Genomic DNA, 24813 nt, shown 5'->3' with positions numbered 1-24813 from the left:
GCCTTTCTGGCGGTTTTTTGTCGTCTGGTTTAGGTCGCACTGGAGAGTGCGTTGGCGATACCTGCCGCTTTCAAGGCGTTAGCCTGGGTAGCGTTTTTTACCAAGAGGGCGCCACAAAAGGCCAGGGCGTTAAAAGATACCGAAGCAAAAGATTCGGCACTGCGGGGTACCAGCATCAGCGAGTTGCGACACAGAAGAAGGTTATAGGCTGCCTCTGCCTGCCCTTGTGTGTGACTGATCCGAAGGTAATCCAGCAGTGTCAGATAACGACGGTACAACCACAGTGATCCGGCTTCAATATCCTCCGTTATATCTGTCGGCAGTTGAATCCCTGCCTGATTGAAGGGGAGATGCGGGTTGGACTCCGGTTGCTCAGAAAAACGATTTAGTTGCTCTGCGAGGGGCAGGTCAGAGGGGGTAATGGGTATTAGCTGCAGGTGTTTATGTGGCTGGCTGGCACCGGCCTCTCGTCCGCCGTTGAAGAAAATAAGACCATCGACCTCACTGAGTCCCAGCAAGGCTGCCTTGAAGTCAGCCGGGCTTAACAGGCTGGTCTGTGGTTCAAACTCACGGGTCACCAGCAACAGATGGTTTTCGATAACATTAAACTTATTTAGCAGGCAGATATGCCCGGCACCGATATCCCCGACATAGAGTTGTGGGTCATAGGGTTTAAACGGGTTCGCTGAGTGATTCGCCGCTTGCCTGATGCGTTGGTCATTCTCTTTATAGTGCAGGCTGCTTAAGGTTCTCAGCTGAAAAGTAAAAGGCGCTTCAACGACGGTCTCAATAACGGTGCCGACGGGTAATAATGCACCGCATTTAAGCGCTGACTGAGTGATGCGCTGAGCCTGTTGTAAGAGTGAATCTGACATCGGGTTACGCCGGATATATTACGTTCAGTCAGATTACGTTGTCGGAGGGCTGATGTATAGTGAATACAGTTTTTTCAGCAAGAGTAACAGGATGAAACAGTTATTGCTGGTGGCTCACGCCCCCTCAGATAATACTCGCCGGATGGCCGGGGCTATATTAACCGGCGCGTCCCATCCGGATATTGATGCAGTGCAATGCCGTTGGATCGAGCCTTTGAATGCTACACCGGAAGATCTGCTTGGGTGTGACGGTATCATCCTTGGCACTCCTGAAAACCTCGGCTATATGAGCGGTGCTCTGAAAGATTTTTTCGACCGTTGCTATTACCCGTGCCTCGAACAAAAGCAGGGCTTACCCTGTGCCCTCTATGTTCGTGCAGGCCATGATGGCACTGGGGCCTGCCGGGCAGTTGAAACTATCTGTACCGGTCTGCGCTGGCACTGGATTCAGACGCCATTGGTGTGCCGTGGTGCTTGGCAGGATGACTTTCTGCAGCAGTGCGAGACGCTGGGGGCAACCATGGCCGCAGGTTTGGAAATGGGTATTTATTGATCTGAATGACTGTTTTTCTGGTCTGCAACTCTCCCCCTGTGTTGTGCAATGCACAAGTGAATATTATACTTATGTCTAAATTTTAACCAGTCGGGAGTCCCGCAATGAAGCAATCAGTTTTTACCGGAGTCGAATGTGATGATCGTCGTATCGCCAGCGAACTCCAGGCGATGGGTTACTATGATGAACTCGGCGTTGAGAATAAGTCTTCTTTGAGTAAGGTGATTGAGGCTGTTGGTAACTTCATTACCTGGATGCGCTGGAAAGGTGAGGTGGGTGTCTATGGATGCCGTGTAGGTGCAGATTACGCCCGCTATATGGAAGCGAAAGTTAGCGCATAATCTCCATTTTCTGATGTCAGGAAAGCCCGCTCAGTTGAGCGGGCTTTTTTTTGATTTTTTTATTTTCTGAGAAAAATTCGTATTTTCAAACTTTTGTTTGATTACTGGAATATTTCTCCTATGCTTTTTTTTAACCGTCAGGAACAGACATGCAAAGCAAAGATAACGTTTTGCCCGAATAGTATAAGAATTATATGTATAGCTCTTTCTCTGAATATCCGGGCGGCCAGAATATCACTTTACTCAGGGTGAATTTATCGTGCATCAGGAAAGCTATCTTCAGGACTGCTACCAGGTAAGGGTTCTCGGTGTGGGTAATGCCGACGTTTTGTCCATAGGGCGTTTTCATCAGCGTCTTGGGCTAAGCCGACAGGACTGTATACGCCGAATTCTGACGGCCCCTTCAATTTTACAGAACAGGCTGGATATTCACTCCGCAGAGGCGATGGTAAATGTACTTAAAAGTGCAGATCTGCCCTGTGACCTTGTACCTCAAAGTGACCAGATAATTACTTCGCAGGAACGCTATGAGATAGCAGTTTATATTACTGACTTTACCCATATCACCCCGTTTATAACCGATCTGGCATTGTTTACCGGGCAGAGTAGCGAAGAGCTGCTGCGTTGCCTTGCTAAGACCCCGGCCATTATTCTCGGTAATCTCTCTGAAAGCGTTGCGGAAGAACTGATAGGCCGGTTTAGCAAACCGGGTATTGAGCTGATCCGATCCTGTAGTGAAACCGCTAAATATACTGTCGTTGCCTATGCTCCGGGTGGTGACCAGACTCTGACCGGATATTACCGGGAGTTTGGTTTACAGCGGGCAGCTGATCAGGGCGAACAGGCCCAGTGCTGGCAGCTAACCGATCTCTCTCTGGGAAAAGCTCATACCCTTTGGCAGCGAGCTAACGAGCTGCATCTGCCGCTGGTGATTCATAACCAGGACTATTTTCGCTTTGATCTGTTGCTCAGATCGGTACCCGAGGATAGGTCTGCTAGGCAAACGATCTCCCGGCTGCTGACAGAATCACTGGGGATACCTGAACATCTGCATCAACGACTTTTTGAACAGCTGCCGATGGTGCTGAAAAGGTGTATCAGGATCAACGATTATGATGAGCTACTAACCGCACTGGCGGCACAGGGGGCCGTGGTCACGGCGGAATGGGTGGGAGGCTTCCGTTTTGACCTGCTGTTTGATACAGGGGAGCAGCTTGTCAGGCTAGAAAAACTGTGCGCCGCGATCATGGGACGGCCTCTTAAGTTTACTGAAGCAGGGACAGGCTGGTCGGTGAAGGCCGATGCTAATCTGCATCAGGGGTTGTGGATTCAGTACGAAGCAGCCCAGTCAGGTATTCATTGCCGACTGATGAGAAGTGAACATGAGTAACTCAGAGATCCCCAGAGTCAAACTTGATGCCGTTCTTGAGCAGGTGGGCAAAAGCCTGCGTCAACAAAAGTATGAAGCGGCTCTGCTGGTGCTGCAAAAGCTGTTGCAGGCCGGTATGGCCCAGCAGTTTCCCCTGTTACTGCAGCGCTATATTTCAGAGTTGGTGTTTGAGTGTCTGGAGCTGGCGGGAGAGGATCAGGCGGCGCTGGAATACTGTGAACGGGCGATAGCTGAGTATGAAGAGACGCGGGATTGTGCGTCTGCAGCGGTAGCCAATGATCTTGCACTGCTCAGGTTTCGCAGAATCTGCCTGTTGGTTAAGCTGGATCAGCATCTGCAAGCCCGAAATGCCGTAGATGCGTTCCAACACACCCGTTCACTTCAGGACAAAATCCGATATCACAAACTCTTTACACGTATTCTGAAATACTCCAAAGCAACAAAAAATCAGCTGTTGAGAGAGCAGAAGCAGATGGGTTCGTTTCAGTTGTCACAACAATTAATCGTGTCAGGTTAATTCAGCGAGGTCAGGGAGATGAATTTTGATAATCAGGTAGCCGGAATGACGCCGGGGCAGGCACTGATGGATGTGCCCATCCCCAAGCTAATAGAAAACACCGCCAAGGCGATCGCCGCCGCCCAGTATGAGCTGGATTCCACCTCTGTACGTGCAGCGACGATGCTGAGTGAAACCCGGATCAGTTTTAATGATGTTGATGGCACTTCCCGCGAACGCAGCTTGCTGGAATTAGGCTTTATCCCTCAGTTTTATCATTTCAAAGAAACCGAGATGGAGTTTAAGGTGACCATCTCTGTACGGGTGGAGTCGGGGATAGATTTTGGTGTTGAAGCGGGGCTGGGTTCTACCGAAAGTGCGGGCTTACCCGTGGCATTCGCCGGGACTATCTCCTTCGATCTGCATCATAAATATGAGTTCGATATGGAGGCAGTTTCACGGATAAAAACCACCATGAAATCGGTTCCGCCCCCTCAGGCGTTTCTTGATGCTATCCGTAACCATGCCGCCTCGGGTGGGGGATCAATCACTGCGCCTGATGGCCCGGCACCAACGCCAGATCCAGTTGAGCCTGCACCTGCAGACCCTGCCGATCCGGCACCGGCAGATCCCGCTGATCCGGCAGATCCAACCCCGGCAGATCCAGGTTGATAGAGGATTGATCTATGTCCAATAGCAAAGTGATGGCCTCGCTGGAAAAGTCCCCGCTTCCGGGACTTCTGACACAGTTAGGTACAGCAATCGCCTCTGCCCAGAGGGAGCTGGACAACAATTCGATCCGCATGGCGATGCAGTTGGGCGATGCGCAAGAGCACGGTGTCGATATCGGCGATGGCGAGAAGGTTTCTTTGATATCGCTGGGGTTTGCCCCGGTGTTTTATCATTTCAATGAAGCCACCATTGATATCAGAGTGTCACTGTCAACATCGACCACAACCGAAACAAAATTTGGCACCTCAGCCACCGTTGGCGGTGCGTATTATTTTGTGATGTTTGCGGCAACCGTGAGCGCCGAGTTCAGCAATAAATACAGTTTTTCGTCCGAGGCCAGCAGTTCTATTACTGCGCGGATCTCGTCAATTCCACCGCCTAATGCCTTTCAGAACTGGATCGCCAGCAGGCAGCAGGCTGCTCAGCCCACTGATACCGAATAAAGATGATCTAACCGCTACAGGTTAGCAAGGAGAGAGCTATGTCGATCGGTCAGGAACTACTCAATGTCCCAATGGGGGAGATGATCAGAGAGATGGCATTTGCGATTGCAGATGCCCAGTATGAACTGGATGAGGCCAGTATTCGTGTTGCCCAGATGATGGGAGGGCGGGTGCCGATTCTGAATGAGGCCGGCGCGGTCACTGGCACCGAAGATACCCGGGTCTATTTTGGTACGGATGAGGATAACAAAGCGCAGAAGGTCAGTATGTTGGAGCTGGGCTTTTCGCCAACTTTTTATCAGTTCACCAACAATATTATCGAAGTCAAAATCGCGATTAAAATTGTTCGTGAAAGCTCTTATACACGCAATACCAAAACCACAGGAACCAGTCGCAGTAAGCCCGCTTTTGGTGGTTTTTTTGGTGGCAGCTCAAAGCTGAGAACCACCACCGTGGATGCAACTTACTCCAGTAAATACAGTTATAGCGCAGAAGGGGCGAGTCTGTTGCGTTGCAATCTGGTGCCTATTCCACCACCCGCCATTTTTGAAGAGCGGGTAAGAGACCTGTTTGAGACGGATGAAGAAGCTGATGGTTAATCACGCAATCTGAAGGAGAGCAATTATGGCCAGACCAAGTATCGGACGTGAACTGAGCGATGTCCCCTTTGGCGAGATGATCACCAGCATGGGGCTTGCGATTGCAGAAGCGCAGTATGCGATGGATGAAACCAGTCTCAGACTGGCCCAGATGATGGGCGGCGAGTATGAGGTGCCAGAAGTTGATCCGATTACCGGCGAGATAACCACCGTCACCAAGAAATCGCTGGTTAAGTTTGATGGCGAGGAGATGTCACTGATTGAGCTTGGGTTCACCCCAACCTTCTATCAGTTTACTGAGTCGCTGATTGAGATAAAGGTCTCGATCAGTTTCACTCAGAGTTCGGAGTTTGAACGCAAGTCCTCCACGAAAACCATCAGCGCAATGGCCGGTGGCTTCTTGGGGATGGGGATGGCGCGGGCCAGAACAACCTCGGTCAGCGCTCGCTATGCCAATAAGTTTAACTACAGCGCCGAAGGCTCCAGTCTGATGAGAACTAAGATCTTACCCACCCCGGCCCCCGCGGTGCTGGAGGAGCGGATCCGAGCGATTGTCGAACGGAATAAGCCTGCAGCTGCGGATGGCTGATAGCTGTATTTTTAGGGAATAGTCCGATGGCAACTGAGTATCTTGACTGGACCTCTCTCGAAGCAGCAGACGAACCGGCTGAGGGTCAACCGTCGCCAGAGCTATTCTGGAAGGATAACGGGGCATCTGGAGCGCCCCGGCAGCGTTCCTTAACCGACCTGCTGGAGATGGACGATGTTCCGGACGAATTAAAGCAGCTGGTCAATCGTCAGCGGATGCTGGAGCAACAGCTGGATGAGTTGACAGGAAGCGCTCCGGTGCCGGACTGGAATGAACAGCGTTTTCCTATGCCTCAGCATACGGCTGAATCCCGACTGGCAGATAAACACAAAGCTCAGCGCCGGGAGCAATACCGCAGCCAGGTCAGACAGCAGCTCAATCTAAGACAGCTATCCCGCCTGCAGCTTGAGCGGGGATTGGCGGAAGCAGAGTTGGCCCGGCATGAAAAGTTAAGACAGAAAAAAAGTCAGGCATTGCAGTTGCAGCAGCGCCTGAATCGACTGGAGTTGGAAAAGCAGCGAGAGCTGCGGCATAAGGCGCAGATCAGGCTAAAAGAGCTGCAACGACAGATGGAGCATAACTATCAGCGTCAACAACAGATTCTAAGCCGTATGTTGCACCAGCGTCAGGAGAAACAACAGGCAATTGAACGGGATCTCGGTAAAAGGCAACGGCTGCAACAACTCAGTCAGGCACAACGGCAGGAGCAGCAGAGATGGCAGGAGCTGCGAGAGCGACAGCGGCTGAGACAGGAAAGTGCTCGTATAGAAGCACGTCTGCAAGCGGGGCAGCAGGACGATATGCTTGACGAGCTTATTCGTCGTACCGAGGCGAAGCGTGAAGAGCGTCAGGCTGAATCCTCCCGTCAACGGCAAGCGCTGCGGTCTGAAGAGAGAAGAAAGGCTGCGAAACAGGAAAGAATGCAATTTTTCAGTTGATCAGAACCTGGAGAGATTTGAATGGATGATGTAGCGAAAGGGCAAAATCTGGATGATTTTCTGATTAACCTGGCGGATGGGCTAAGCAGGGCTCAAAGCCGGTTGAACCGATATCCGGTGATGAATGCGGTGGGCCAGCAAAGCATGGTTTATCACATTCCCCGGCTGGAGTTTGAGCTCAAGCTGCAGATGACAGCGGCAGAGACTCCAGCATCATCCGGGTCTGGTGGGCGTTTGCCATTACAGAAAAAGTCCCGGGTGCAGTTCTTGCCGGTGAAAGCATCACAGCATCAGAGCAGCAGTTCTGCCACCAGTATTATCAAAGGGGTGTTTGTTGCAACACCGCTGGATGCAACTGTGTCACAGGTACGGTTAAGCCTTAGTGTCGAGAAGAAGGCCGCCCGTAAAGCTCAGGTGAATGTTGCTGTAATTGCGGCGCCGGGAAGGTCAGTGCAGGGGGCGACGGTGGAGTTGAACATTGATCGCGAACTGTCTGAACGTCTCAATAAAACCCCATTGAAACCCTCAACCCGACTGGAGCAGGCTTCTTTGATACTGAACCAGGAGAGTGTCGCCTCTGCGGGTCTGATCATCGCAAATCAGGAACCGGAAGGGCAGATTATCGCACTGATTGCCGACCTGTTTGGTCAGACTCAGACACTTTTATACCGCTTTGAGCAAGGATGATGAGTGATGGCGACTAATATCAAAGCCGTATTACGGGATAGTAATGATAAAGCGTTAGCCAGCACCGATGCGCAGGTGTTTTTTTATACCCTGAGTGGTGCTACTAAGATGATTGCATCGGGGCGCAGTGGTGCAAACGGTGCGTTGAGTCTGGCGACGAATACTGTATTCAGCGGCTTTCTGCCCAGAGTTCTGTTAAAGGTAAAGCTGAATAATAAGTGGGTCAACGCCAGTAATACTCCGAAATCTTACAGCCAGGCCAGCATCGATTTTGGCATCGTCAAGCTGAGTGCTGAGCCGGTGCTGACGCTGGCGACTACCACGCTGCATACTATTCCGGTGATCACTGCCGGGAGTGATGCTGTCAGTACTGCTGACACAAACAAACTGAAGTTATTAGAAAGAAAAAATCTCCAGCTCACGAATGAAACTAAAACACTTTCGGAACAGCTGAAGAGTAAAGAGCTGGCGCGTAAAACATTAGAGACAGAGTTGCAAAGCCGGCCAACGCTGCAGATGCTGAATGCTGAGAAGTCTGAGGTGAGCAGCTTAAAGTCACAGATTAAAGCCAGGGATGATCGAATAACGCTGTTAGAACGGGGGAATGGACAACTCGGAGAGATCAGTCGCCAGCTGGAGGTGAAAGAGCAGCAGCGCAAACTACTTGAAGTTGAACTGAATAAAAGGCCGACAGTTGAAGCCCTGAACATACAGAAAAACCTGGTTGCAGACCTGAAAAGTCAGTTGAAATTAAAAGATAATCGCATCGGTGAGCTCGAAGGTCTGGTTAGCAGCGGAGGGATTGCTGTGCCTATCAAATCAACAACAGTTAAGAGCGAAGATCTTATCTTTTCTACATCCGAAGCGATATCCCGGGCCAGCACTAAACTGGCGCAACAGGGGGGATACCGAATCAGTAAGGCCAGTGTTGATCTCAAGGTTATTGCCGCCGCTAACCAAACAGATCTGATGCTGTTTGAAACGGCGGATGATCTGGCCCGTATCCCTTCAAACTGCTTTGGTAATCTCCGTTTTGATATTGATTTGACGGATACGGGGGAGAGTTCTGAGAGTGTGGCCGTTGATCTTAAAATGCCTGATGTTACCGGGTATACCCGACAGCTGGCTGGGCGCAAACTGGATGGACTTCAAGATCAGTTGTACTGGTATGAACAGCAACTGACCGATAAAGACTCGTTCTCCGCCGGTCAGATTATCAGTCAGCATCCTAAAGCGAATACCTCATTACAGCCTGATACTCAGATCATTCTGATTGTCGGTATCTGAGCATCAAGGAGACGGTTATGGCAGAAAATCCATTTACAAAAGTCCTGGCCACGCCACTGGGGGACATGATTGCTGAGTTGGGGATCGGTGTTGCTCAGGCGCAGTATGCCATTGATGCAAAAACTATTGAGAATCTTAAGCAGATTTACAGCCTTGATGATGAGATTTTGCAAGAGATGCGCCGTATCGGCTATCGGCCCACCTGGTATGTGATACCGGAAGCGGAAGCTGAGATCAGTATGGCACTCACGGTAGAGCAATCGATCGGCAGTGATCGGAAGGTTAAAACAGAGATCAGAGGAACCTCGGTCGATGCTTCTTATCAGAATCAGTATGACTTCAAAATAGAGGGCGCCAGTAAACTTAAACTGACCTTCAGGCCCGTGCCTGCACCACTTGAAATCGACAACCTGCAGGTCGTTCCTCTGCTTTCAGGTATTCCACTGGGTGAGGCGAAAGAGTTACTGGAGAGAATCGGAATCGAGTTTAAGGTCTCACCTGCAAATGCTAAAGACAGTGATGTTGTCGCGTCGACAACACCCACGGCGGGGGCATTTATTGACGCAGGCAAAGCGATAACCGTGACGTTATAAGGTCTGGTTTATCAACGTCTGATGACGTGTGTTATGAGGAGTCTGTCATGAGCAGTGGTGGTCAAAGAATCGAATCGTTGTTAAGGCGAATTTCACAGCAGCAGAATGCTCCGGCGGGTGAGTTATTTAGTCTGCAAAATCCCATTGCCGGGGGCTTGGGGCGGGTGAGTTCTGTCAGCCTGATTAATAACAGCAGGCCCAACCAGCAAGGCTTCAATAGTCTGATTTCGTCATTGAGAATGTTGCATCAGCAGCCGGGGATGAATAGCGAGCGGTTGCAGCAGAATCTCGATTTGCAGTCTCTCTGGCCCGACCCAGAGAGCATTCCGATGCCGCCTGTAGACAGCCGTTTTGATGCACCACCTGATCCGTCTGAAGATGATGAGCCCGATTGAAAGCTGCTTTTTACCTCAGGCTCTGATGAAAAGAGAAATGGTTTAACCGTCCGGGGAGAAACCGATGTGCAACGATGTCTGTGAAGTAACGAATCCGGGTGCTGATGTCAGTGAAGGGTTCGCCTGTATCAGTGATGCAGTAAATTATTCCGAGATCTACAACCAGCAGATTGATGATGTGCGCAATGCCGAACGCAATGAGCGTACCCGCATAGCCGGAGTGTTTCTCTACCGCATCGCTAACTTCAACTACCCTCTGGTGCGCATCGAACTGGATAGCTACAGCCAGGAATATGGTCGCACCACTATCGGTGAACTGGCGCAGGTGCTGCATCTTGAGCGCAGTACGCTGTTTAATCGTATTCTGGACTGGCATGCGGGGCCTAATGGCCATGTCAGAGAATCGCTCTATCGGCGTTATGTGGGCGGTGATGCAACCTCGGTAGAGGACCAGGTTGCCGCCTTACAGGCGATTAAAAATGGCGATTCCGCTGCAGGCACTCCCGCCTATCACCGTTGGCGTTTGCCCACAGGCAGAAACTATCGCCTGATACTGCCAAGAACCGAAGCGTTAGAACAGGAGGTCGCTCTCAATCGTACCGCTCTGGTGTCAGCTGATATGCAGCAACTCAGCTCACTGCTGTCTGCCGAAGTGGATGATGCCATGGCAAAAGCAAACCGGGTTGCTGATTGCCAGCAACGGCTCGGACGTATTCTGCAGCCCTATCAGCAAGAACTGGGGACGCTTGAACTACTAATGGAGTTTATTGATATTGCGGAGGTGTTTCCTGAGTCGGCTTACTCGACATCTGAACAGCGTACAATAGACAACCTGCAAAGTAAGCTCAATAGTCTCAAAGCCCATGCTAATAGAACACTGGGGCGTGAGCCGACCCGGGAAGCCAGCAGACTGCAACAGGCTATCCGTCGGGATACTGACAGCTTATATGGTATGTTGGAGGGAAGCAGCCGTCTTAACGAGTTACTGGCGCAGGCCTGTGATAGTGACGCGCTGATTACCAGCAGTTTTATGCACGGCATTTACAGCAAGCTGGGAGCCTGTTACCGGGTAATCATGACCAGTAATCATGCTGAAGCATTGATCACTAACCGCCTGCAACCCGCATTGGAGATGATTGTCAGCGGAGAGTGGCGTAGCTTTGCCAACCCCTCTTGTCTGGCAACCGTGGCGGCGAAGATCAGCGTTGTCCCCACCATCGTCGGAAATCTCCCGGGGCCGCCTTCGCTATTGATGGTGGTAATGGAAGCGGCAATGCCAAGAATGATCCAGATAGCATCCCAGGACCCAGCTACGGGCCGGATCTTACGCGACCTCACTGTTCAGGTAACCGCTAAGCTGATCGGTCTGACTGATGCTAATAAAGGCGAATTTATCCGCCGCCTCAGCTCCTCTGATCCAGAGGAGGTGCTTGGTGTCAGGGGCTGGAGTCGCAGAATTGTTAATTCCGAAGTGATCAGCAGTCCGGGCTGGGGCCTGTTTATGTCGATGATTACCGGCATTCTGTTTCTCAATGCTTTTGTTGGTGCACTAACCAGTACCACCGACAGCATGATCACCCGGGTGCGCTTATGGGGGGATACTATTGCTCAGTTTTCCGGTTTTGCCAATTCGCTGATTCAGGCGCTGCAACGGTTTAAATATGTGCGGCAGAGTGTTATCGGCAGTGGTTCTGCAGGGGCGGCCACCGCTGCCCGGGTTTTAGGAATTATTGGTTCTCTGGCGGCCATCGCCTCCAGTAGTGCGATGTTGGCGGAGGAGTATCGTACCCGGGATTATGCGGGTATGACTGTTGCCAGCTTTGGACTGGCTAGCGGCGTACTTAGTCTGGCTGGATTTATGTTGTGGATGTCAGCGGGAACCATTGAGGTTCCGCCCCTGGCGGCGGTACTGTTTGTGGCCGCGCTAATTGCCGGTCTGGTTGGCGCAATCATCAGTTTCTTTACCTCCGACTCCAATAGCGAGGCGCTGGTGGAGGGGCTGGTAGAACATCTTGGCAGTGCTGATCTGTTCTCTCGTCAGTTACGCAACGACTCGCGACTCAACAGCTATTTTGAAGACGTCAGGCACTATCATCACACCGCTGAAGTTAAAGATTTGCGCAGCAGTGCAAGAGAGGCACTGAACTATCTGTTTGGTCTGGATCAGATCACTGATCGGGAGAAAAAGGCGCAGACGGAGGAGCTGATTGATTCACTGATTGCCTGAGCGGGTGCTTCAGCATCTGCGTTTAAGCTGTTGCAGCAGTACACCACCGATAATCAGGCCCAGTCCAACGATTGTCGAAATCATTACCGGTTCGTCAGCGATGGTTGCCAGCAACAGTAGCGACAGAGGAGGAGAGAGGTAGACCAGGTTACTCAGTTGGGCGGTGTTATCGGCCATACGCATCGCTTGCATCCACAGCAGGAAGGCAAAGCCCATCTCAAAGGTGCCGATATAGATGCCGCCAGCAACCGCCTGCCAGGGGATCGCCGTCAGGTATCCCTGTAGCAGCATCAGTACGCTGAGAATCGGTAAACTCAGACCGAAACAGAGCAGCAGAGAGACGACTGCGTCCTGTGGTTTGCGGGTATTAAGAATCCAGTAGCCCGCAAAAAATAGCGAACTGCTGAGCGCCAGAGCAACACCCAGCGGGTTTTTGAAATCCAGCGCCAGCAAATTGCCCTGAGTGGCGATAACCACCACGCCACCATATGCCAGCAAGATGCTGATGAGGTTTTTAAGGGTGAATTTCTGGCCGAGAAAGGGTACCGCCAGAATGCTCAGCACCACTGCCCAGGTGTAGTTCAGAGCCTGTGCTTGCTGAGCAGGCAAGCGATCATAGGCGGCAAACAGAATCAGGTAGTAGAGTGTTGGGTTAAGCAGTGCCAGCAGTAAAAAATAGCCCGGCGACTCTCGCAGATACTGGCGGGCCAGAGCGGTTTTTTTCTGCCAGATGGTCGCTGCGCAAAGGATGACAAAGGTGGTGGCCACGGCAATCCAGAGCATTTGTAATGGGCTGATAAGCGCCAGGGTCAGCTTAAATGCAGTGGCAACAGTAGACCACATCAGCACCACAGAGAGTGCCAGAATCAGAGATGTCCGGTTCATGGGCTGTTCTCAGCGGTCATTCAGAGCAGTGTGGATTCGATATCCTTAACATCTTCCATCACCACAAAGGTGCTGGTTTGAGTAACATAGGGCAGTGAAGATATCTTCTCTCCCAGCACTTCACGGTAGGACTCCATTCCGGTCGTGCGAACCTTCAGCAGATAGTCAAAATTAGCGGCGATCATATGACACTGTTCGATCTCCGGGATCTCTCTGACCGCAGTGTTGAATGCCAGCAGTGCTTTGGTTTTGGTGTCACTCAGGGTTACCTGAACGAAAGCGACATGTTTGGTTCCCAGCTTCTTCTGATCGACTAAAGCGATATAGCCGAGAATGTAGCCCTGTTCTTCCAGACGTTTCATACGGATCTGGCAGGGGGTTTTTGACAGACCAACCCGTGAGGCCAGTTCTGTCACAGTGATACGGGCATTTTTCTGCAGTTCACGCAGAATCGCCATATCCAGTTTATCCAGCTTATCCAAATTATCCATATGATTTCGCAGTTCTGGTTGTTCGTGTTTTTATTTGATCTTTATGGGAAGGATACGGCTATAAAAAACAAAAATACAGTGAAAAAGACTTCTATACTTTCCCTATACTTTGTCATTAACTAATGCATCGTGGTTTTTATCCTATCATTACTGTGGTGGAAAAAGACCGGGATGTCAGCGCCAACATCTCTGTTTTTTGGGACGTTGTATGAGCCGATACAGGGAATAATAACAATCCGGTATATACCGGGCGTAGCGAGTGCTATCTGGAGTCTAGACAAAATGCATGATTTAGTGGGCCTGAACAAATCACAGATTATCGATCTGCTCAGTGAAAAGCTTTGTGCTCAGGTGAACAGTAGTTTGCAAGCATCGATGCAACTGTTTACCCAAAAGTTTTTCAGTGTTGCAGCACCGGAAGAGTTACAAAGCCGTACACTGGAGTATCTCTGTTCTTCGGCGCTGTCATACTGGCAGCTGATGCAGGACTACCAGGGGCCTGCCCCGGACGTGAGGGTGTTCAACCCTGATCATGAGCAGCATGGCTGGCACTCCAAACATACCGTCATTCAGATTCATAACGTTGATGTGCCTTTTTTGGTTGACTCCGTGAGGATGGAACTCAATCGTCGAGAGTTGGCGATACTCGGTATTAACAACTGTGTACTGGCCTGCGAACGCACTCAGAACCATAAGCTGCAAAGTCTTAAATCTGCCCGTGAGCGGGATGAAAACTCACGGGTTGAGTCGCTGATCTACCTGGAGATAGAGCGTCATTCAGATCAGTCCACTCTCGATGGCATACGTGACAGTCTGTTAAAAGTACTCAGTGATGTGAAAGCCGTTGTTGATGATTTTCTGCCTATTAAAGAAAAGGGGCAGGATCTCAAAGAGGAGCTGCGGCTGCGCGATGCCAACAGCCCGGAGATTAAAGAGAGCCGTAAGCTGCTTGACTGGTTAATGGATGAAAACTTTATCTTTCAGGGGTATGAAGAGGTTGCTGTCCGTCAGGAAAAGGGCAAAGTTTTTGCTGACACGGTGCCGGGCTCGCAGCTGGGTACTCAGCGTAATACGCCTGAGACCAAAGAGCTGAGCCAGCTGGAGCAGCAGTTTGTGCTGGCTGAGAAACTGGTAATGTTCAGCAAGGATGTGATGCGTTCCACTGTGCACCGGCCGGTTTACCGTGATTTGATAATTATCAAGCGCTTTGATGAACAGGGACGGGTGTGTGGCGAGTGCCGTTTCTACGGTCTGTATACCTCATCCGTATTTATCACTAACCCGCTACGTATTCCCGTGGTGCGGCTGAAACTGATCAGTATTCTATCTGATTGTGGTTTTGAACCCGGTGGCCACAGTCATAAAGCGCTGGTGCAGATTCTCACCGATATGCCCCGTGAAGAGTTGATTCTGGCGAAAACCAGCGACCTGAAACAGACCAGCTTCGGTATCTTTAATATGCAGGAGCGTCGACGCGCCTGTCTGTTTGTGCGCCAGGATACCAGTAAGCGATTCTATTCCTGTCTGTATTATATTCCCCGTGACCTGTACACCACTAAATTACGTAATTCGGTGTTAAGTCTGCTGTACAAAGGTTTGCACGGGCGGGATTATGAGGCTAATTCACAGATCTCTGAGTCGGTTCTGTCCCGCACCCATTTTGTTATCTATGCTGATCCGGATCATCAGGTTGAGGTGGATCTTGCCGCGATTGAGGCCCGGATTCTGGAGATCTCCCGTTCCTGGGATGACGATCTGAATGTTAATCTGATCGAAACCTATGGTGAAGAGAAGGGCAGCCGCTTCGTCAACCGTTTCAGCGGAGGCTTCAGTTCGGCCTATAAAGAGAACTTTTCTACCGGCAACGGTGTGTATGATCTGCAGCACATCTCTTATCTGCAGTCTGCCGATGCGATTGCGATGAGCTTTTACCGCTCATTTGAAGAGTCTGACGGTATTCTTAAGTTTAAGCTGTTCAGTGTTGATCATCCGCTGGTGCTTTCTGAGGTCATTCCGTTACTGGAGAATCTGGGGCTGAAAGTACTCAGTGAGCATCCCTATGTGGTTACAGACCGGGATGGCAAACAGTACTGGATCAGTGATTTCCGGGTCAGCTATGGTCAGCAGGCGGTGGTTGATCTGGATAAGGTTAAAGTGATTCTGCAGGAAGCTTTTGCTAAAGTCTGGGATGGTCAGGCTGACAGTGATGAGTTTAACCGTCTGGTTATTTCCGGTGGTCTTAACTGGCGTGAAGTGGCCATGCTGCGAGCGTTTGGACGGTACATCAAACAGCTTCGTTTCGGCTTCTCCCAGCCGTTTATGGCCGATGTGCTGACGCGTAATGTCGAGATTGCCCGCCAGCTGGTCGAGCTGTTCCGCTGTCGTTTTCAGCCAGGTAAACAGGATGCCGCACAGGAAGCTGCGATTGAACAGAGCATTCTCACTGCTTTGGATGGCGTGAACAGTCTCGATGATGACAAGATATTAAGACGCTTTATGGTGGTGATTAAAGCCACCCTGCGAACTAACTTTTATCAGCAGAAGGACGGTGTTGATAAAGCCTACTTCTCATTTAAGATCGATTCCCAGTCGATTCCTGATATCCCGCAACCGAAACCCAAGTTTGAAGTGTTTATCTATTCGCCGCGAATTGAGGGTGTGCATCTTCGGGTTGGTAAAGTTGCTCGCGGCGGTCTGCGCTGGTCCGACCGGATGGAGGATTACCGTACCGAAGTGCTGGGCCTTGTAAAAGCACAGCAGGTGAAAAACTCGGTGATCGTGCCAATGGGGGCGAAGGGCTGTTTTATCTGTAAACGGATGCCGGAAACCGCCGACCGTGAAGTGATTCAGGCCGAGGGCATTGAGTGTTACAAAACCTATATTCGGGGTCTGCTGGATATCACCGATAACCTGGTGGCCGGTGAGGTGGTTCACCCTGAATCAGTGGTGCGCCATGATGAGGATGACCCTTACCTGGTGGTTGCTGCGGATAAAGGTACCGCGACCTTCTCTGATATCGCCAACTCCATCTCTGAAGAGTATGGCTTCTGGCTCGGCGATGCGTTCGCTTCAGGCGGAAGTCAGGGTTATGACCACAAAGGTATGGGGATTACTGCCCGTGGCGCATGGGAGTCGGTTAAGCTTCATTTCCGTGAGAAGGGGATCAACACCCAGGAAGAGCCGTTTACGGTTGTCGGTATCGGTGATATGGCGGGTGACGTATTCGGTAATGGCATGTTGCTGTCCGAGACTATCAGCCTGGTGGCAGCGTTTAACCACATGCATATCTTTATCGACCCTGATCCGGATGTTGCCAGTGCATTCGCTGAGCGTAAACGGATGTTTGCGCTGCCGCGCTCCAGCTGGGCCGATTACAACAGCAAACTGATTAGTCAGGGCGGCGGCATTTTTAACCGTTCAGCCAAATGGATCGATATCTCGCCACAGATGAAAGCCCGGTTTGATATCGCCGCAGACCGTCTGGCGCCCACCGATCTGATTAATGCGCTGCTCAAAGCGCCAGTAGATATGCTCTGGAACGGTGGTATCGGTACCTATGTGAAAGCAACCCAGGAAACCCATGCCGATGTGGGTGATAAGGCCAATGATGGTCTGCGGGTGAATGGCTGTGAGCTACGATGCAAAGTGCTGGGTGAGGGGGGTAACCTGGGCTTTACTCAGCTGGGACGGATTGAGTTTGCGCTGAAGGGTGGCTCGTCCAACACTGACTTTATTGATAATGCTGGTGGCGTTGACTGTTCTGACCATGAAGTGAATATTAAGATTCTGCTGAATGAACTGGTCAGTCAGGGGGATATGACCATGAAACAGCGTAATCAGCTGTTACGTGAGATGACCGATGATGTAGCCGAGCTGGTGCTGAAAAACAACTATCGTCAGGCTCAGGCACTGAATATCGCTGAGGCATTCTCTCAGGAAGCCCTTGATGACTATATTCGCTTGATCAAGAGTCTGGAGCGTGAAGGCAAACTGAATCCGGAACTCGAATTCCTGCCAACCGAAAAACAGCTGATACAGCGTCGCGAAAAAGGGCTGGGGCTGACCCGGCCTGAGTTGTCCGTGCTGATCTGTTATGCCCGGATTGAGTTGAAACAGGCGTTGATTAACTCCTGGATCACTGAAGATAAAGGCTTTGCCAAAGAGATGGAAACCGCTTTTCCGGCGCGTCTGCTGAAAAAGTTTCCTAAGGCACTGCATAATCACCGACTGCACCGGGAGATTACCGCAACCCAGATCGCTAATGATCTGGTCAACCGGATGGGGATCACCTTTGTAAATAACCTTAGCTCGGCGATCGGTGTTGGTTATGATCAGATCGCGGCAGCCTACATGGTTGCCCGTGAAATCTTTGGTATTGAAGCGCAGTGGAAGCAGATAGAGCAGCTGGATAATAAAGTTCCTGCTGACCTGCAGGTCTCAATGATGAGGGATCTGATTCAGCTGCTTGCCCGGGGTACTCAGTGGTTGTTAAGGCACCATCGTGATGGCCTGGATATGCAGAACTGTCTGGAGGTGTATAAGCCCTCGATTGATCAGGTTGTGGTGTCTGATGAGCAGATTCACAGAGTGATACCGGCGGATCGCCTGGCTGAAAAATATGAGCGCTATGCCACCGCAGGGGTTCCGGGTCAGCTATCCGCGTTCTGTGCTGCCAGTGAAAATATCTATTGGCTGCTGGATGTGATCGATGTTGCCCGCGAAACCAACGAAGATGTTGAACAGGTTGCGATGACTTACTTCGGCGTGGGTACCAGTCTCAACCTGATCTGGCTCGATAAGCAGATTCGTCAGTTTGTTGCGGTGAATCACTGGCAGGCTCTGGCGAAAAATAGCTATCGGATTGAGTTAGATAATCAGCACCGGGCGCTGACGCTGAAAGTATTGCAGTCCGGAGAGCCGGGCAGTAGCGTTGAACAGCGTCTTGAGTGCTGGCAGAAGGATCGGGCGGTGCATCTGGAGCGCTGGCATTACACCCTGCGGGATATTCAGAATACCAAACTGGTTGACTGCTCTATCTTCTCGGTTGCACTGAGTGTGCTGCTTGAACTGAGTTAATGGATGTTGTGAAGGCTGTATTAAGCTAAGCATGGGCACGGACAAACTGCTCTTGTAAAACAGCGGGGTATGAAAGCGGGCCTGACGTATGTCAGTCCCGCTTTTTTTATGTGTATTGCTGAAGGTCTGTTTTCCTATCGATGGTGTACATATATATAGAAATAACTAAATTTAATTTATTAAATAAGCTGATTTTCTTTTTTTGACCGTTAAAGAGGAAAAAAGACTTTTTCTTCTTCTGTAAGCTATACCGCTTGCATGCCTGTTTATCGGTGCTGATGTAGCGGTAGGCAGACTCATTGTTTCAGAGTGTCACTGAGTCAACTTCTGAGCTGGCATAGCGCATTCGTGCAGCTTGAAGTGCGCTGTTTCTGTTGCATATAAAAATACCGGTAGCGATGCCGGCTATAACAATAAGTGAGTCTAGGGGCGATCGACTGTCAGCGGCAGGCCGATTGTCAGCAGATTCCAGAATCGATGGGGTTTTTACGAATGATAATAACACTGACATTTGTTATCTATCTGGTGTTGATGTTGGCGATAGGACTGGTTGCTTACCGCCGCACACAGGATCTTTCAGATTATGTTCTCGGGGGCCGGAATCTCGGTGCATTTCCCAGTGCGTTGAGTGCCGGAGCTTCTGATATGAGTGGCTGGTTGCTGATGGGGTTGCCTGGCTACGCAATGTCTGCTGGTTATGGTTCGTTCTGGCTGGCGGGTGGACTGCTGGTAGGAACCTGGCTGAACTGGCTGGTGGTTGCTCAGCGACTGCGGGTTTACTCTGCTCAGGCGAGTGACTCACTCACGCTGCCAGCTTTTTTTGAGAATCGCTTTAACGATAAAACCCATAGCCTGAGGGTTGTGTCTGCATTCTTTGTTCTGGTTTTCTTCCTGTTTTACACCAGTTCCGGTCTGGTTGCCGGAGGTAAGCTGTTTGAGACAGTTTTCGGTTTTGATTACACCCTTGCGGTCTTAATCGGCGCTCTGGCGGTTATCTCCTATACGTTGTTTGGTGGTTATCTGGCTGTTTGCTGGACCGATGTTGTACAGGGGTTGCTGATGGTGGGCGCATTGCTGTTAGTGCCGTTGATCGCTATCGGTGAGCTGGGTGGTATGAGCCAGACCCTGGCGGCCGTTAATGCTAAGAATCCAGAGTTGCTGAATATGTTTACTGAGGCCGATGGCAGTGCGATTACCCTGATAGGTACTCTGTCTTTGCTGGGCTGGGGACTGGGTTACTTCGGTCAGCCACATATACTGGCGCGCTTTAAAGGTATTTCCAGTAAAGATGCGGTGCCTTCGGCTCGCCGTATCGCCGTTATCTGGTCAGCATTTTCAATGGCGGGGGCTTGTCTGATCGGTCTGGCCGCTATCGGTTATCTGCCTGATGGGCTTGGCGACAACGAAACGGTCTTTATGGTGCTGGTTGATGCACTGTTCCACCCGGTAATTGCCGGTATTCTGCTGGCGGCTATTCTGGCTGCAGTGATGAGCACCGCCGATTCCCAGTTGCTGGTATCCTCATCTGCCCTGGCTGAAGATTTCTATAAAGCGCTGTTTAATAAAGAGGCGTCCCAGGAAAAACTGGTGCAGGTTGGTCGGTTTGCGGTTATTGCTATCGCCGTTATCGCAACCTTCTTTGCTCTGGATAAGGACTCTAAGGTGCTGAGTCTGGTGTCCTATGCCTGGGCTGGTTTTGGTGCAGCCTTTGGTCCGGCTCTGATTCTCTCCCTCTACTGGAAACGGATGAACACTGCGGGTGCCCTGGCGGGTATTATCGTTGGTGGCGTGACCGTGGTGGTCTGGAAGCAGTTAAGTGGTGGTTGGTTCGATCTTTACGAGATTATTCCTGGGGTGATCTTTGCGTTTATCGCAATTGTTGTCGCAACGCTGGCAACGCCTGCACCGGCGCGCTCAGTGACTGAACAGTTTGAAACTGTCGAAGCTGAAATAAAAGGCTAAACTTACGCTATACACGTTAAAAGCCCCATTAGGGGCTTTTTTTGTATCAACTGCGCTCTTTTCTGATAAGGGCTGTAAGTCGTAATACCTAAAAATACTGATATAAAATTACTATAATTTTAATTATTTATAGAATATTGTTTTATTTCTCTTATTTTTATAAATCTATAGTGAAATTATCTATATATGTCTGTTTAGAATGAGGTAGATAAATCGTTATTGTAATGACTATGGGTAACTCGCGAACAGTAGAACAAAGCTGTTTAAAGTAGATTTTTTAAGGTGAGACTATGACAAAAACAACTGACCAGTGCCGTACCGAAATACGGGAGCACTACCTTGCGAACGAGACCCAGGTTATCCATGGTCTGATGGCAAATGCACGTATGACCGTAGATGATCGTCAGCAGATCTCTGCGAATGCCGCGCGACTGGTAACGACAGTGCGTCATGACAGTTCGCCTTCAATGATGGAAAAGTTTCTCGGTGAGTACGGCCTGACCACCAAAGAGGGGGTTGCCCTGATGTGTCTGGCTGAAGCACTGCTGCGTGTGCCTGATGCAATGACGATTGATGCCCTGATTGAAGATAAAGTAGCGTCTGGCAACTGGGGCGAACACCTGGGTAAATCTAAATCCTCTCTGGTGAACTCCTCTACCTGGGCGTTGTTGCTGACGGGTAAACTGATTGCGCCAACCGAAGACAAGGGGGTAACACAGACTCTGCGCGGAATGGTGAAGCGTCTGGGAGAGCCCGTGGTGCGCACGGCCGTGGGCCAGGCGATGAAAGAGCTGGGCCGTCAGTTTGTTCTCGGTCGTACGATTGAGGAAGCAACCAAGAATGCCCGTAAACTGGAAAAGCAGGGCTATTCCTACTCTTACGATATGCTGGGTGAAGCGGCCCGTACCGATGCTGATGCGCTGCGCTACCATCAGGCTTACAGTGTTGCGATTGGTAAACTGACACCGGCGTGTATTCACTCTGATATCCGTATGAATCCGGGTATCTCGGTAAAACTGTCTGCCCTGCATGCCCGCTATGAGTTTGGTCAGAAAGAGCGGGTTATGAAAGAGTTGGTTCAGCGGACGACAGCCCTGGCGTTGCAGGCTAAACAGGCCAATATGGGTTTCAATATTGATGCGGAAGAGCAGGACCGTCTGGATCTCTCCCTGGATGTTATCGAAGCGGTTTTGTCCGATGAAGCGCTGGCGGGCTGGGACGGCTTCGGTATTGTAGTGCAGGCGTTTGGCCCACGCGCATCCTTTGTACTGGACTGGCTTTATGCTCTGGCGACCCGACTGGATCGTAAGATCATGGTGCGTCTGGTAAAAGGTGCCTATTGGGATGCTGAGATCAAGCGTTCTCAGGAGCTGGGCCTGGAAGGCTTTCCGGTATTCACCCGTAAGGTGAACTCTGATGTGTCTTATCTGTGCTGCGCTGAAAAACTGCTGGCAATGACCGATCGTATCTACCCGCAGTTTGCCACCCACAACGCCCATTCAGTGTCGGGCATTCTGCATCTGGCGCGTAATCTGGATAACAAACAGTTTGAGTTTCAGCGTCTGCATGGCATGGGTGAATCGTTGCATGACACCGTACTAAAAAACGAAGGTACCCGTTGCCGTATTTATGCGCCTGTCGGTGCTCACCGTGATCTGTTGGCCTACCTGGTTCGTCGTCTGCTGGAGAACGGTGCTAACAGCTCTTTTGTTAACCAGATCGTTGATACCCGGATCAAACCGGAAGATATTGCCCGTGATCCGTTAGCCGCAGTTGAAGCGATGGGCGACAATATCAGCAGTACTGCTATTGCACGTCCGGCGAATCTGTTTGGTGAAAAGCGTAAAAATGCCAAGGGCTGGGATATTGCCGATCCGCTGCAGGTTGCTGATCTTGAAGCGCAGCAGGCCGCGTTTACTAAAGCTCAGTGGACTGCTGCGCCAATTATCGTGGGGAGTTCACAGAGCGATGAAACCGCAGAAATTCACAACCCGGCTATGCCAGGAGACTGTGTCGGCCGGGTGGTGACTGCATCGCCTGAAGATATTGAAACGGCAATTGTTGCTGCACAGCAGGGGTACAGCCGCTGGTCACAAAAAAGTGCGGCTGAGCGGGCAGAGACGCTGCGTAAGTTTGCCGACCTGCTGGAACAGAATGCGCCAGAGCTGTTTACGCTGGCGACCCGTGAAGCGGGTAAAACCCTGCGTGATGCGGTGGGTGAAGTGCGCGAAGCAGTGGATTTTGCCCGTTTCTATGCCAATGAAGCTGAGCGTAATGAGTCAGCCGGTGAAGCGCGTGGTGTTATAACCTGTATCTCGCCGTGGAACTTCCCCCTGGCGATCTTCTCCGGCCAGGTGCTGGCGGCTATCGCTGCAGGTAATGCGGTGCTGGCTAAACCGGCAGATCAGACGCCTCTGATTGCTGCCCGTGCGGTTGCACTGATGCATGCAGCGGGGATTCCTGCAGATGTGATCCAGCTGCTGCCGGGTAGTGGTGTGGCCGTGGGCGCACCGCTGACCTCTGATAGTCGTATCGCCGGTGTTTGCTTTACCGGGTCTACGGTGACAGCGCAGCGGATCAACCGGGTGATGGCTGAAAATATGGCACCTGATGCACCGCTGGTGGCTGAAACTGGTGGTATGAATGCGATGATTGTTGATTCCACTGCCCTGCCTGAGCAGGTGGTGCGTGATGTTCTGGCATCCTCTTTTCAGAGTGCCGGTCAGCGCTGTTCTGCGCTGCGGGTTCTTTATCTGCAAAAAGATATTGCTGATAACCTGTTGGAGATGCTGTTCGGGGCGATGGATGAGTTACGCCTGGGTAACCCTGCGTTGCTGAGCACGGATGTGGGCCCGGTTATTGATGAGGCGGCAAAAGCTAAGATCGAAGCGCACTGTGCCAAATATGCAGCTAAAGGTCTGTTATTGAAGTCTCTGGTTGCTCCTGAAGAGGGGCTGTTTGTTGCGCCTACTGTGATTAAGCTGGACAGTATTGCTGAACTGGAAGAGGAGATCTTCGGACCGGTTTTGCATGTGGTGACCTTCGAGGCGGGTAATATCAACAAAGTGGTTGATGCGATCAATGCGACCGGTTATGGCCTGACCTTTGGTCTGCATACCCGGGTTGATACACGGGTTGCCCAGATCTGTAACCGTATCAAAGTGGGTAATATCTATGTTAACCGCAACCAGATCGGTGCGATTGTCGGCTCCCAGCCATTTGGGGGTGAAGGTTTGTCGGGTACTGGTCCTAAAGCCGGTGGTCCTGAGTATGTGAAGCGCTTTATGCAGCTTGAATCCAGTCAGTCAGTCACGTCTGATCTGATTGCCGCTGTTGGAAACAGAGCACTGCAACAGGCGATTGATGGTCTGAATAACAGCAAATGGGCAACCGATAACAGCAAGCTTGAAAAGCTGCAAAAGCTGTTTACAGCAACTGACATTGATTTCTCTACATTGCAGCATGATGCGCAGCCAATGCCGGGACCTACCGGTGAATTGAACCTGCTCTCCACCCATGCCCGGGGTACGGTTCTCTGTCTGGGACCTGATCTGACCACTGCACTGCGTCATGCGGTGTTGGCACTGTCTCAGGGCAATGCCGTGGTTGTGGTAGCGCCTGGTGCCGAAGCAGAGTGTCAGGCTGCTATTGCTGAAGGCTTGCCGGTTAAGGCGGTCAGTGGATTGTTGCAGCCAGAGGCGTTGACTAAAGCTACTGGTTTTGCCGCAGTGGCCAGTTGTGCCGAACCGGCTATTTTGCAGTCTTACCGGGTTGCACTGGCGTCTCGTGAAGGGGGCCTGTTGCCGCTGATTACTGAGCGCAATGCGGCGGAGCGGTTTACTCTTGAACGTCACCTCTGCATCGATACGACAGCCGCCGGGGGCAACGCCAGCCTGATCGCTGCATCTGAGTAACACCCGGTTGCTCAGGTTAGCTCTCAGTAAGGTAGTGCTGTTTGCTTCACCCTGATGCTTCACCTCTGCAATCCTTTCTCCGCGGGATTGTGTATCTGTCGGCATAGTGTAAGTCTCTATATCCGACATTTTCAGACCCTCCCTGCGGAGGGTTTTTTTTATCTTTAGCTTATGAGTAGATGACTTAAAGACGCTGTCTGATTAGGATAGAATGTTTTCTTTATGCTGAGCCGCAGGGAAGCTGATGATAGCTGTCAGTAGGGTGACCTGAATCAACTGATGTTATTGCTTCTCTCGCAGTAGCATTTATCGTTTATGTTGGGTTTGGTTAGACAACAAG

The 24813-nt window shown here is 50.9% G+C and carries 20 protein-coding genes; 17 read left to right on the top strand and 3 right to left on the bottom strand.

The features are described 5' to 3' along the window. Positions 1-29: 29 nt before the first annotated feature. Entirely contained in the window at positions 30-875 is an 846-nt protein-coding gene (locus tag ACQY8X_RS07570) for a hypothetical protein (protein ID WP_428034540.1), read from the bottom strand. Between the two features lie 91 nt (positions 876-966). Here ACQY8X_RS07570 and ACQY8X_RS07565 point away from each other — a divergent pair, with 91 nt between their 5' ends. The 14 genes from ACQY8X_RS07565 (at position 967) to ACQY8X_RS07500 (ending at position 12145) form a co-directional block, all read left to right on the top strand. Beyond that, complete coding sequence (locus ACQY8X_RS07565) at positions 967-1428, top strand: flavodoxin family protein (RefSeq protein ID WP_428034539.1); 462 nt, start codon at positions 967-969, stop codon at positions 1426-1428. Positions 1429-1532: 104 nt separating this feature from the next. Next, positions 1533-1769: a hypothetical protein gene (locus ACQY8X_RS07560; RefSeq protein ID WP_428034538.1), complete on the top strand. Its 237-nt coding sequence runs from the start codon at positions 1533-1535 to the stop codon at positions 1767-1769. A 259-nt stretch (positions 1770-2028) separates the two neighbouring features. After that, positions 2029-3159, top strand: coding sequence for a hypothetical protein (locus tag ACQY8X_RS07555; protein WP_428034537.1), 1131 nt, complete (start codon positions 2029-2031; stop codon positions 3157-3159). Further along, a complete protein-coding gene (locus tag ACQY8X_RS07550) occupies positions 3152-3676 on the top strand; it encodes a hypothetical protein (protein WP_428034536.1) in 525 nt (174 codons plus the stop codon). Before ACQY8X_RS07555 ends, ACQY8X_RS07550 begins: the two co-directional genes overlap by 8 nt. Positions 3677-3694: 18 nt before the next feature. Then, positions 3695-4327, top strand: a complete 633-nt coding sequence (locus ACQY8X_RS07545; RefSeq protein ID WP_428034535.1) for a hypothetical protein — start codon at positions 3695-3697, stop codon at positions 4325-4327. A gap of 14 nt (positions 4328-4341) precedes the next feature. After that, on the top strand, positions 4342-4830 hold the full coding sequence (locus ACQY8X_RS07540; protein ID WP_428034534.1) for a hypothetical protein: 489 nt from the start codon (positions 4342-4344) through the stop codon (positions 4828-4830). A 38-nt stretch (positions 4831-4868) separates the two neighbouring features. Beyond that, positions 4869-5429, top strand: coding sequence for a hypothetical protein (locus ACQY8X_RS07535; RefSeq protein ID WP_428034533.1), 561 nt, complete (start codon positions 4869-4871; stop codon positions 5427-5429). A 25-nt stretch (positions 5430-5454) separates the two neighbouring features. Then, a complete protein-coding gene (locus ACQY8X_RS07530; RefSeq protein ID WP_428034532.1) occupies positions 5455-6018 on the top strand; it encodes a hypothetical protein in 564 nt (187 codons plus the stop codon). 26 nt (positions 6019-6044) lie between these two features. Then, the gene (locus tag ACQY8X_RS07525; protein ID WP_428034531.1) at positions 6045-6956 is read left to right on the top strand and encodes a hypothetical protein; all 912 of its coding nucleotides are present in this window, start codon (positions 6045-6047) and stop codon (positions 6954-6956) included. A gap of 21 nt (positions 6957-6977) precedes the next feature. After that, a complete protein-coding gene (locus ACQY8X_RS07520; RefSeq protein ID WP_428034530.1) occupies positions 6978-7643 on the top strand; it encodes a hypothetical protein in 666 nt (221 codons plus the stop codon). A 6-nt stretch (positions 7644-7649) separates the two neighbouring features. Further along, a complete protein-coding gene (locus tag ACQY8X_RS07515) occupies positions 7650-8930 on the top strand; it encodes a PASTA domain-containing protein (protein WP_428034529.1) in 1281 nt (426 codons plus the stop codon). Positions 8931-8947: 17 nt separating this feature from the next. Next, a complete protein-coding gene (locus ACQY8X_RS07510) occupies positions 8948-9523 on the top strand; it encodes a PASTA domain-containing protein (protein WP_428034528.1) in 576 nt (191 codons plus the stop codon). Positions 9524-9570: 47 nt separating this feature from the next. Continuing rightward, positions 9571-9918 carry a hypothetical protein gene (locus ACQY8X_RS07505; protein WP_428034527.1) on the top strand — a complete coding sequence of 116 codons (348 nt, stop codon included), beginning with the start codon at positions 9571-9573 and terminating at the stop codon, positions 9916-9918. Between the two features lie 64 nt (positions 9919-9982). Continuing rightward, positions 9983-12145, top strand: coding sequence for a hypothetical protein (locus ACQY8X_RS07500; RefSeq protein WP_428034526.1), 2163 nt, complete (start codon positions 9983-9985; stop codon positions 12143-12145). 9 nt (positions 12146-12154) lie between these two features. On the opposite strand, the gene ACQY8X_RS07495 is transcribed toward ACQY8X_RS07500, so the two are convergent. Both ACQY8X_RS07495 and ACQY8X_RS07490 read right to left on the bottom strand, forming a co-directional pair. Continuing rightward, entirely contained in the window at positions 12155-13030 is an 876-nt protein-coding gene (locus ACQY8X_RS07495) for a DMT family transporter (RefSeq protein WP_428034525.1), read from the bottom strand. A gap of 20 nt (positions 13031-13050) precedes the next feature. Beyond that, the gene (locus tag ACQY8X_RS07490; RefSeq protein WP_428034559.1) at positions 13051-13512 is read right to left on the bottom strand and encodes an Lrp/AsnC family transcriptional regulator; all 462 of its coding nucleotides are present in this window, start codon (positions 13510-13512) and stop codon (positions 13051-13053) included. A gap of 291 nt (positions 13513-13803) precedes the next feature. Between ACQY8X_RS07490 and ACQY8X_RS07485 the strand changes: the two genes are divergently transcribed. The 3 genes from ACQY8X_RS07485 to putA all read left to right on the top strand — a co-directional run bounded on the left by ACQY8X_RS07485 (position 13804) and on the right by putA (position 24473). Then, entirely contained in the window at positions 13804-18597 is a 4794-nt protein-coding gene (locus ACQY8X_RS07485) for an NAD-glutamate dehydrogenase (protein ID WP_428034524.1), read from the top strand. A 492-nt stretch (positions 18598-19089) separates the two neighbouring features. Continuing rightward, positions 19090-20559 (top strand): sodium/proline symporter PutP, encoded by a 1470-nt coding sequence (gene putP, locus ACQY8X_RS07480; protein ID WP_428034523.1) that lies wholly within the window; start codon positions 19090-19092, stop codon positions 20557-20559. Between the two features lie 290 nt (positions 20560-20849). Next, entirely contained in the window at positions 20850-24473 is a 3624-nt protein-coding gene (putA, locus tag ACQY8X_RS07475; protein WP_428034522.1) for a bifunctional proline dehydrogenase/L-glutamate gamma-semialdehyde dehydrogenase PutA, read from the top strand. Positions 24474-24813: the final 340 nt, after the last annotated feature.

Origin of the sequence: Amphritea sp. (assembly GCF_050300915.1) — a bacterium.
GTDB lineage: Bacteria > Pseudomonadota > Gammaproteobacteria > Pseudomonadales > Balneatricaceae > Amphritea.
Note: the sequence above shows the minus strand (reverse complement) of the source record. Positions and strands in the feature narration are given on the sequence as shown.

What these genes read in the sequence shown, in the direction of transcription:
- ACQY8X_RS07570 (WP_428034540.1), bottom strand. Translation starts at nt 875, where the DNA reads ATGTCAGATTCACTCTTACAACAGGCTCAGCGCATCACTCAGTCAGCG.
- ACQY8X_RS07565 (WP_428034539.1), top strand. Translation starts at nt 967, where the DNA reads ATGAAACAGTTATTGCTGGTGGCTCACGCCCCCTCAGATAATACTCGC.
- ACQY8X_RS07560 (WP_428034538.1), top strand. Translation starts at nt 1,533, where the DNA reads ATGAAGCAATCAGTTTTTACCGGAGTCGAATGTGATGATCGTCGTATC.
- ACQY8X_RS07550 (WP_428034536.1), top strand. Translation starts at nt 3,152, where the DNA reads ATGAGTAACTCAGAGATCCCCAGAGTCAAACTTGATGCCGTTCTTGAG.
- ACQY8X_RS07545 (WP_428034535.1), top strand. Translation starts at nt 3,695, where the DNA reads ATGAATTTTGATAATCAGGTAGCCGGAATGACGCCGGGGCAGGCACTG.
- ACQY8X_RS07540 (WP_428034534.1), top strand. Translation starts at nt 4,342, where the DNA reads ATGTCCAATAGCAAAGTGATGGCCTCGCTGGAAAAGTCCCCGCTTCCG.
- ACQY8X_RS07535 (WP_428034533.1), top strand. Translation starts at nt 4,869, where the DNA reads ATGTCGATCGGTCAGGAACTACTCAATGTCCCAATGGGGGAGATGATC.
- ACQY8X_RS07530 (WP_428034532.1), top strand. Translation starts at nt 5,455, where the DNA reads ATGGCCAGACCAAGTATCGGACGTGAACTGAGCGATGTCCCCTTTGGC.
- ACQY8X_RS07525 (WP_428034531.1), top strand. Translation starts at nt 6,045, where the DNA reads ATGGCAACTGAGTATCTTGACTGGACCTCTCTCGAAGCAGCAGACGAA.
- ACQY8X_RS07520 (WP_428034530.1), top strand. Translation starts at nt 6,978, where the DNA reads ATGGATGATGTAGCGAAAGGGCAAAATCTGGATGATTTTCTGATTAAC.
- ACQY8X_RS07515 (WP_428034529.1), top strand. Translation starts at nt 7,650, where the DNA reads ATGGCGACTAATATCAAAGCCGTATTACGGGATAGTAATGATAAAGCG.
- ACQY8X_RS07510 (WP_428034528.1), top strand. Translation starts at nt 8,948, where the DNA reads ATGGCAGAAAATCCATTTACAAAAGTCCTGGCCACGCCACTGGGGGAC.
- ACQY8X_RS07505 (WP_428034527.1), top strand. Translation starts at nt 9,571, where the DNA reads ATGAGCAGTGGTGGTCAAAGAATCGAATCGTTGTTAAGGCGAATTTCA.
- ACQY8X_RS07500 (WP_428034526.1), top strand. Translation starts at nt 9,983, where the DNA reads ATGTGCAACGATGTCTGTGAAGTAACGAATCCGGGTGCTGATGTCAGT.
- ACQY8X_RS07495 (WP_428034525.1), bottom strand. Translation starts at nt 13,030, where the DNA reads ATGAACCGGACATCTCTGATTCTGGCACTCTCTGTGGTGCTGATGTGG.
- ACQY8X_RS07485 (WP_428034524.1), top strand. Translation starts at nt 13,804, where the DNA reads ATGCATGATTTAGTGGGCCTGAACAAATCACAGATTATCGATCTGCTC.
- putP (WP_428034523.1), top strand. Translation starts at nt 19,090, where the DNA reads ATGATAATAACACTGACATTTGTTATCTATCTGGTGTTGATGTTGGCG.
- putA (WP_428034522.1), top strand. Translation starts at nt 20,850, where the DNA reads ATGACAAAAACAACTGACCAGTGCCGTACCGAAATACGGGAGCACTAC.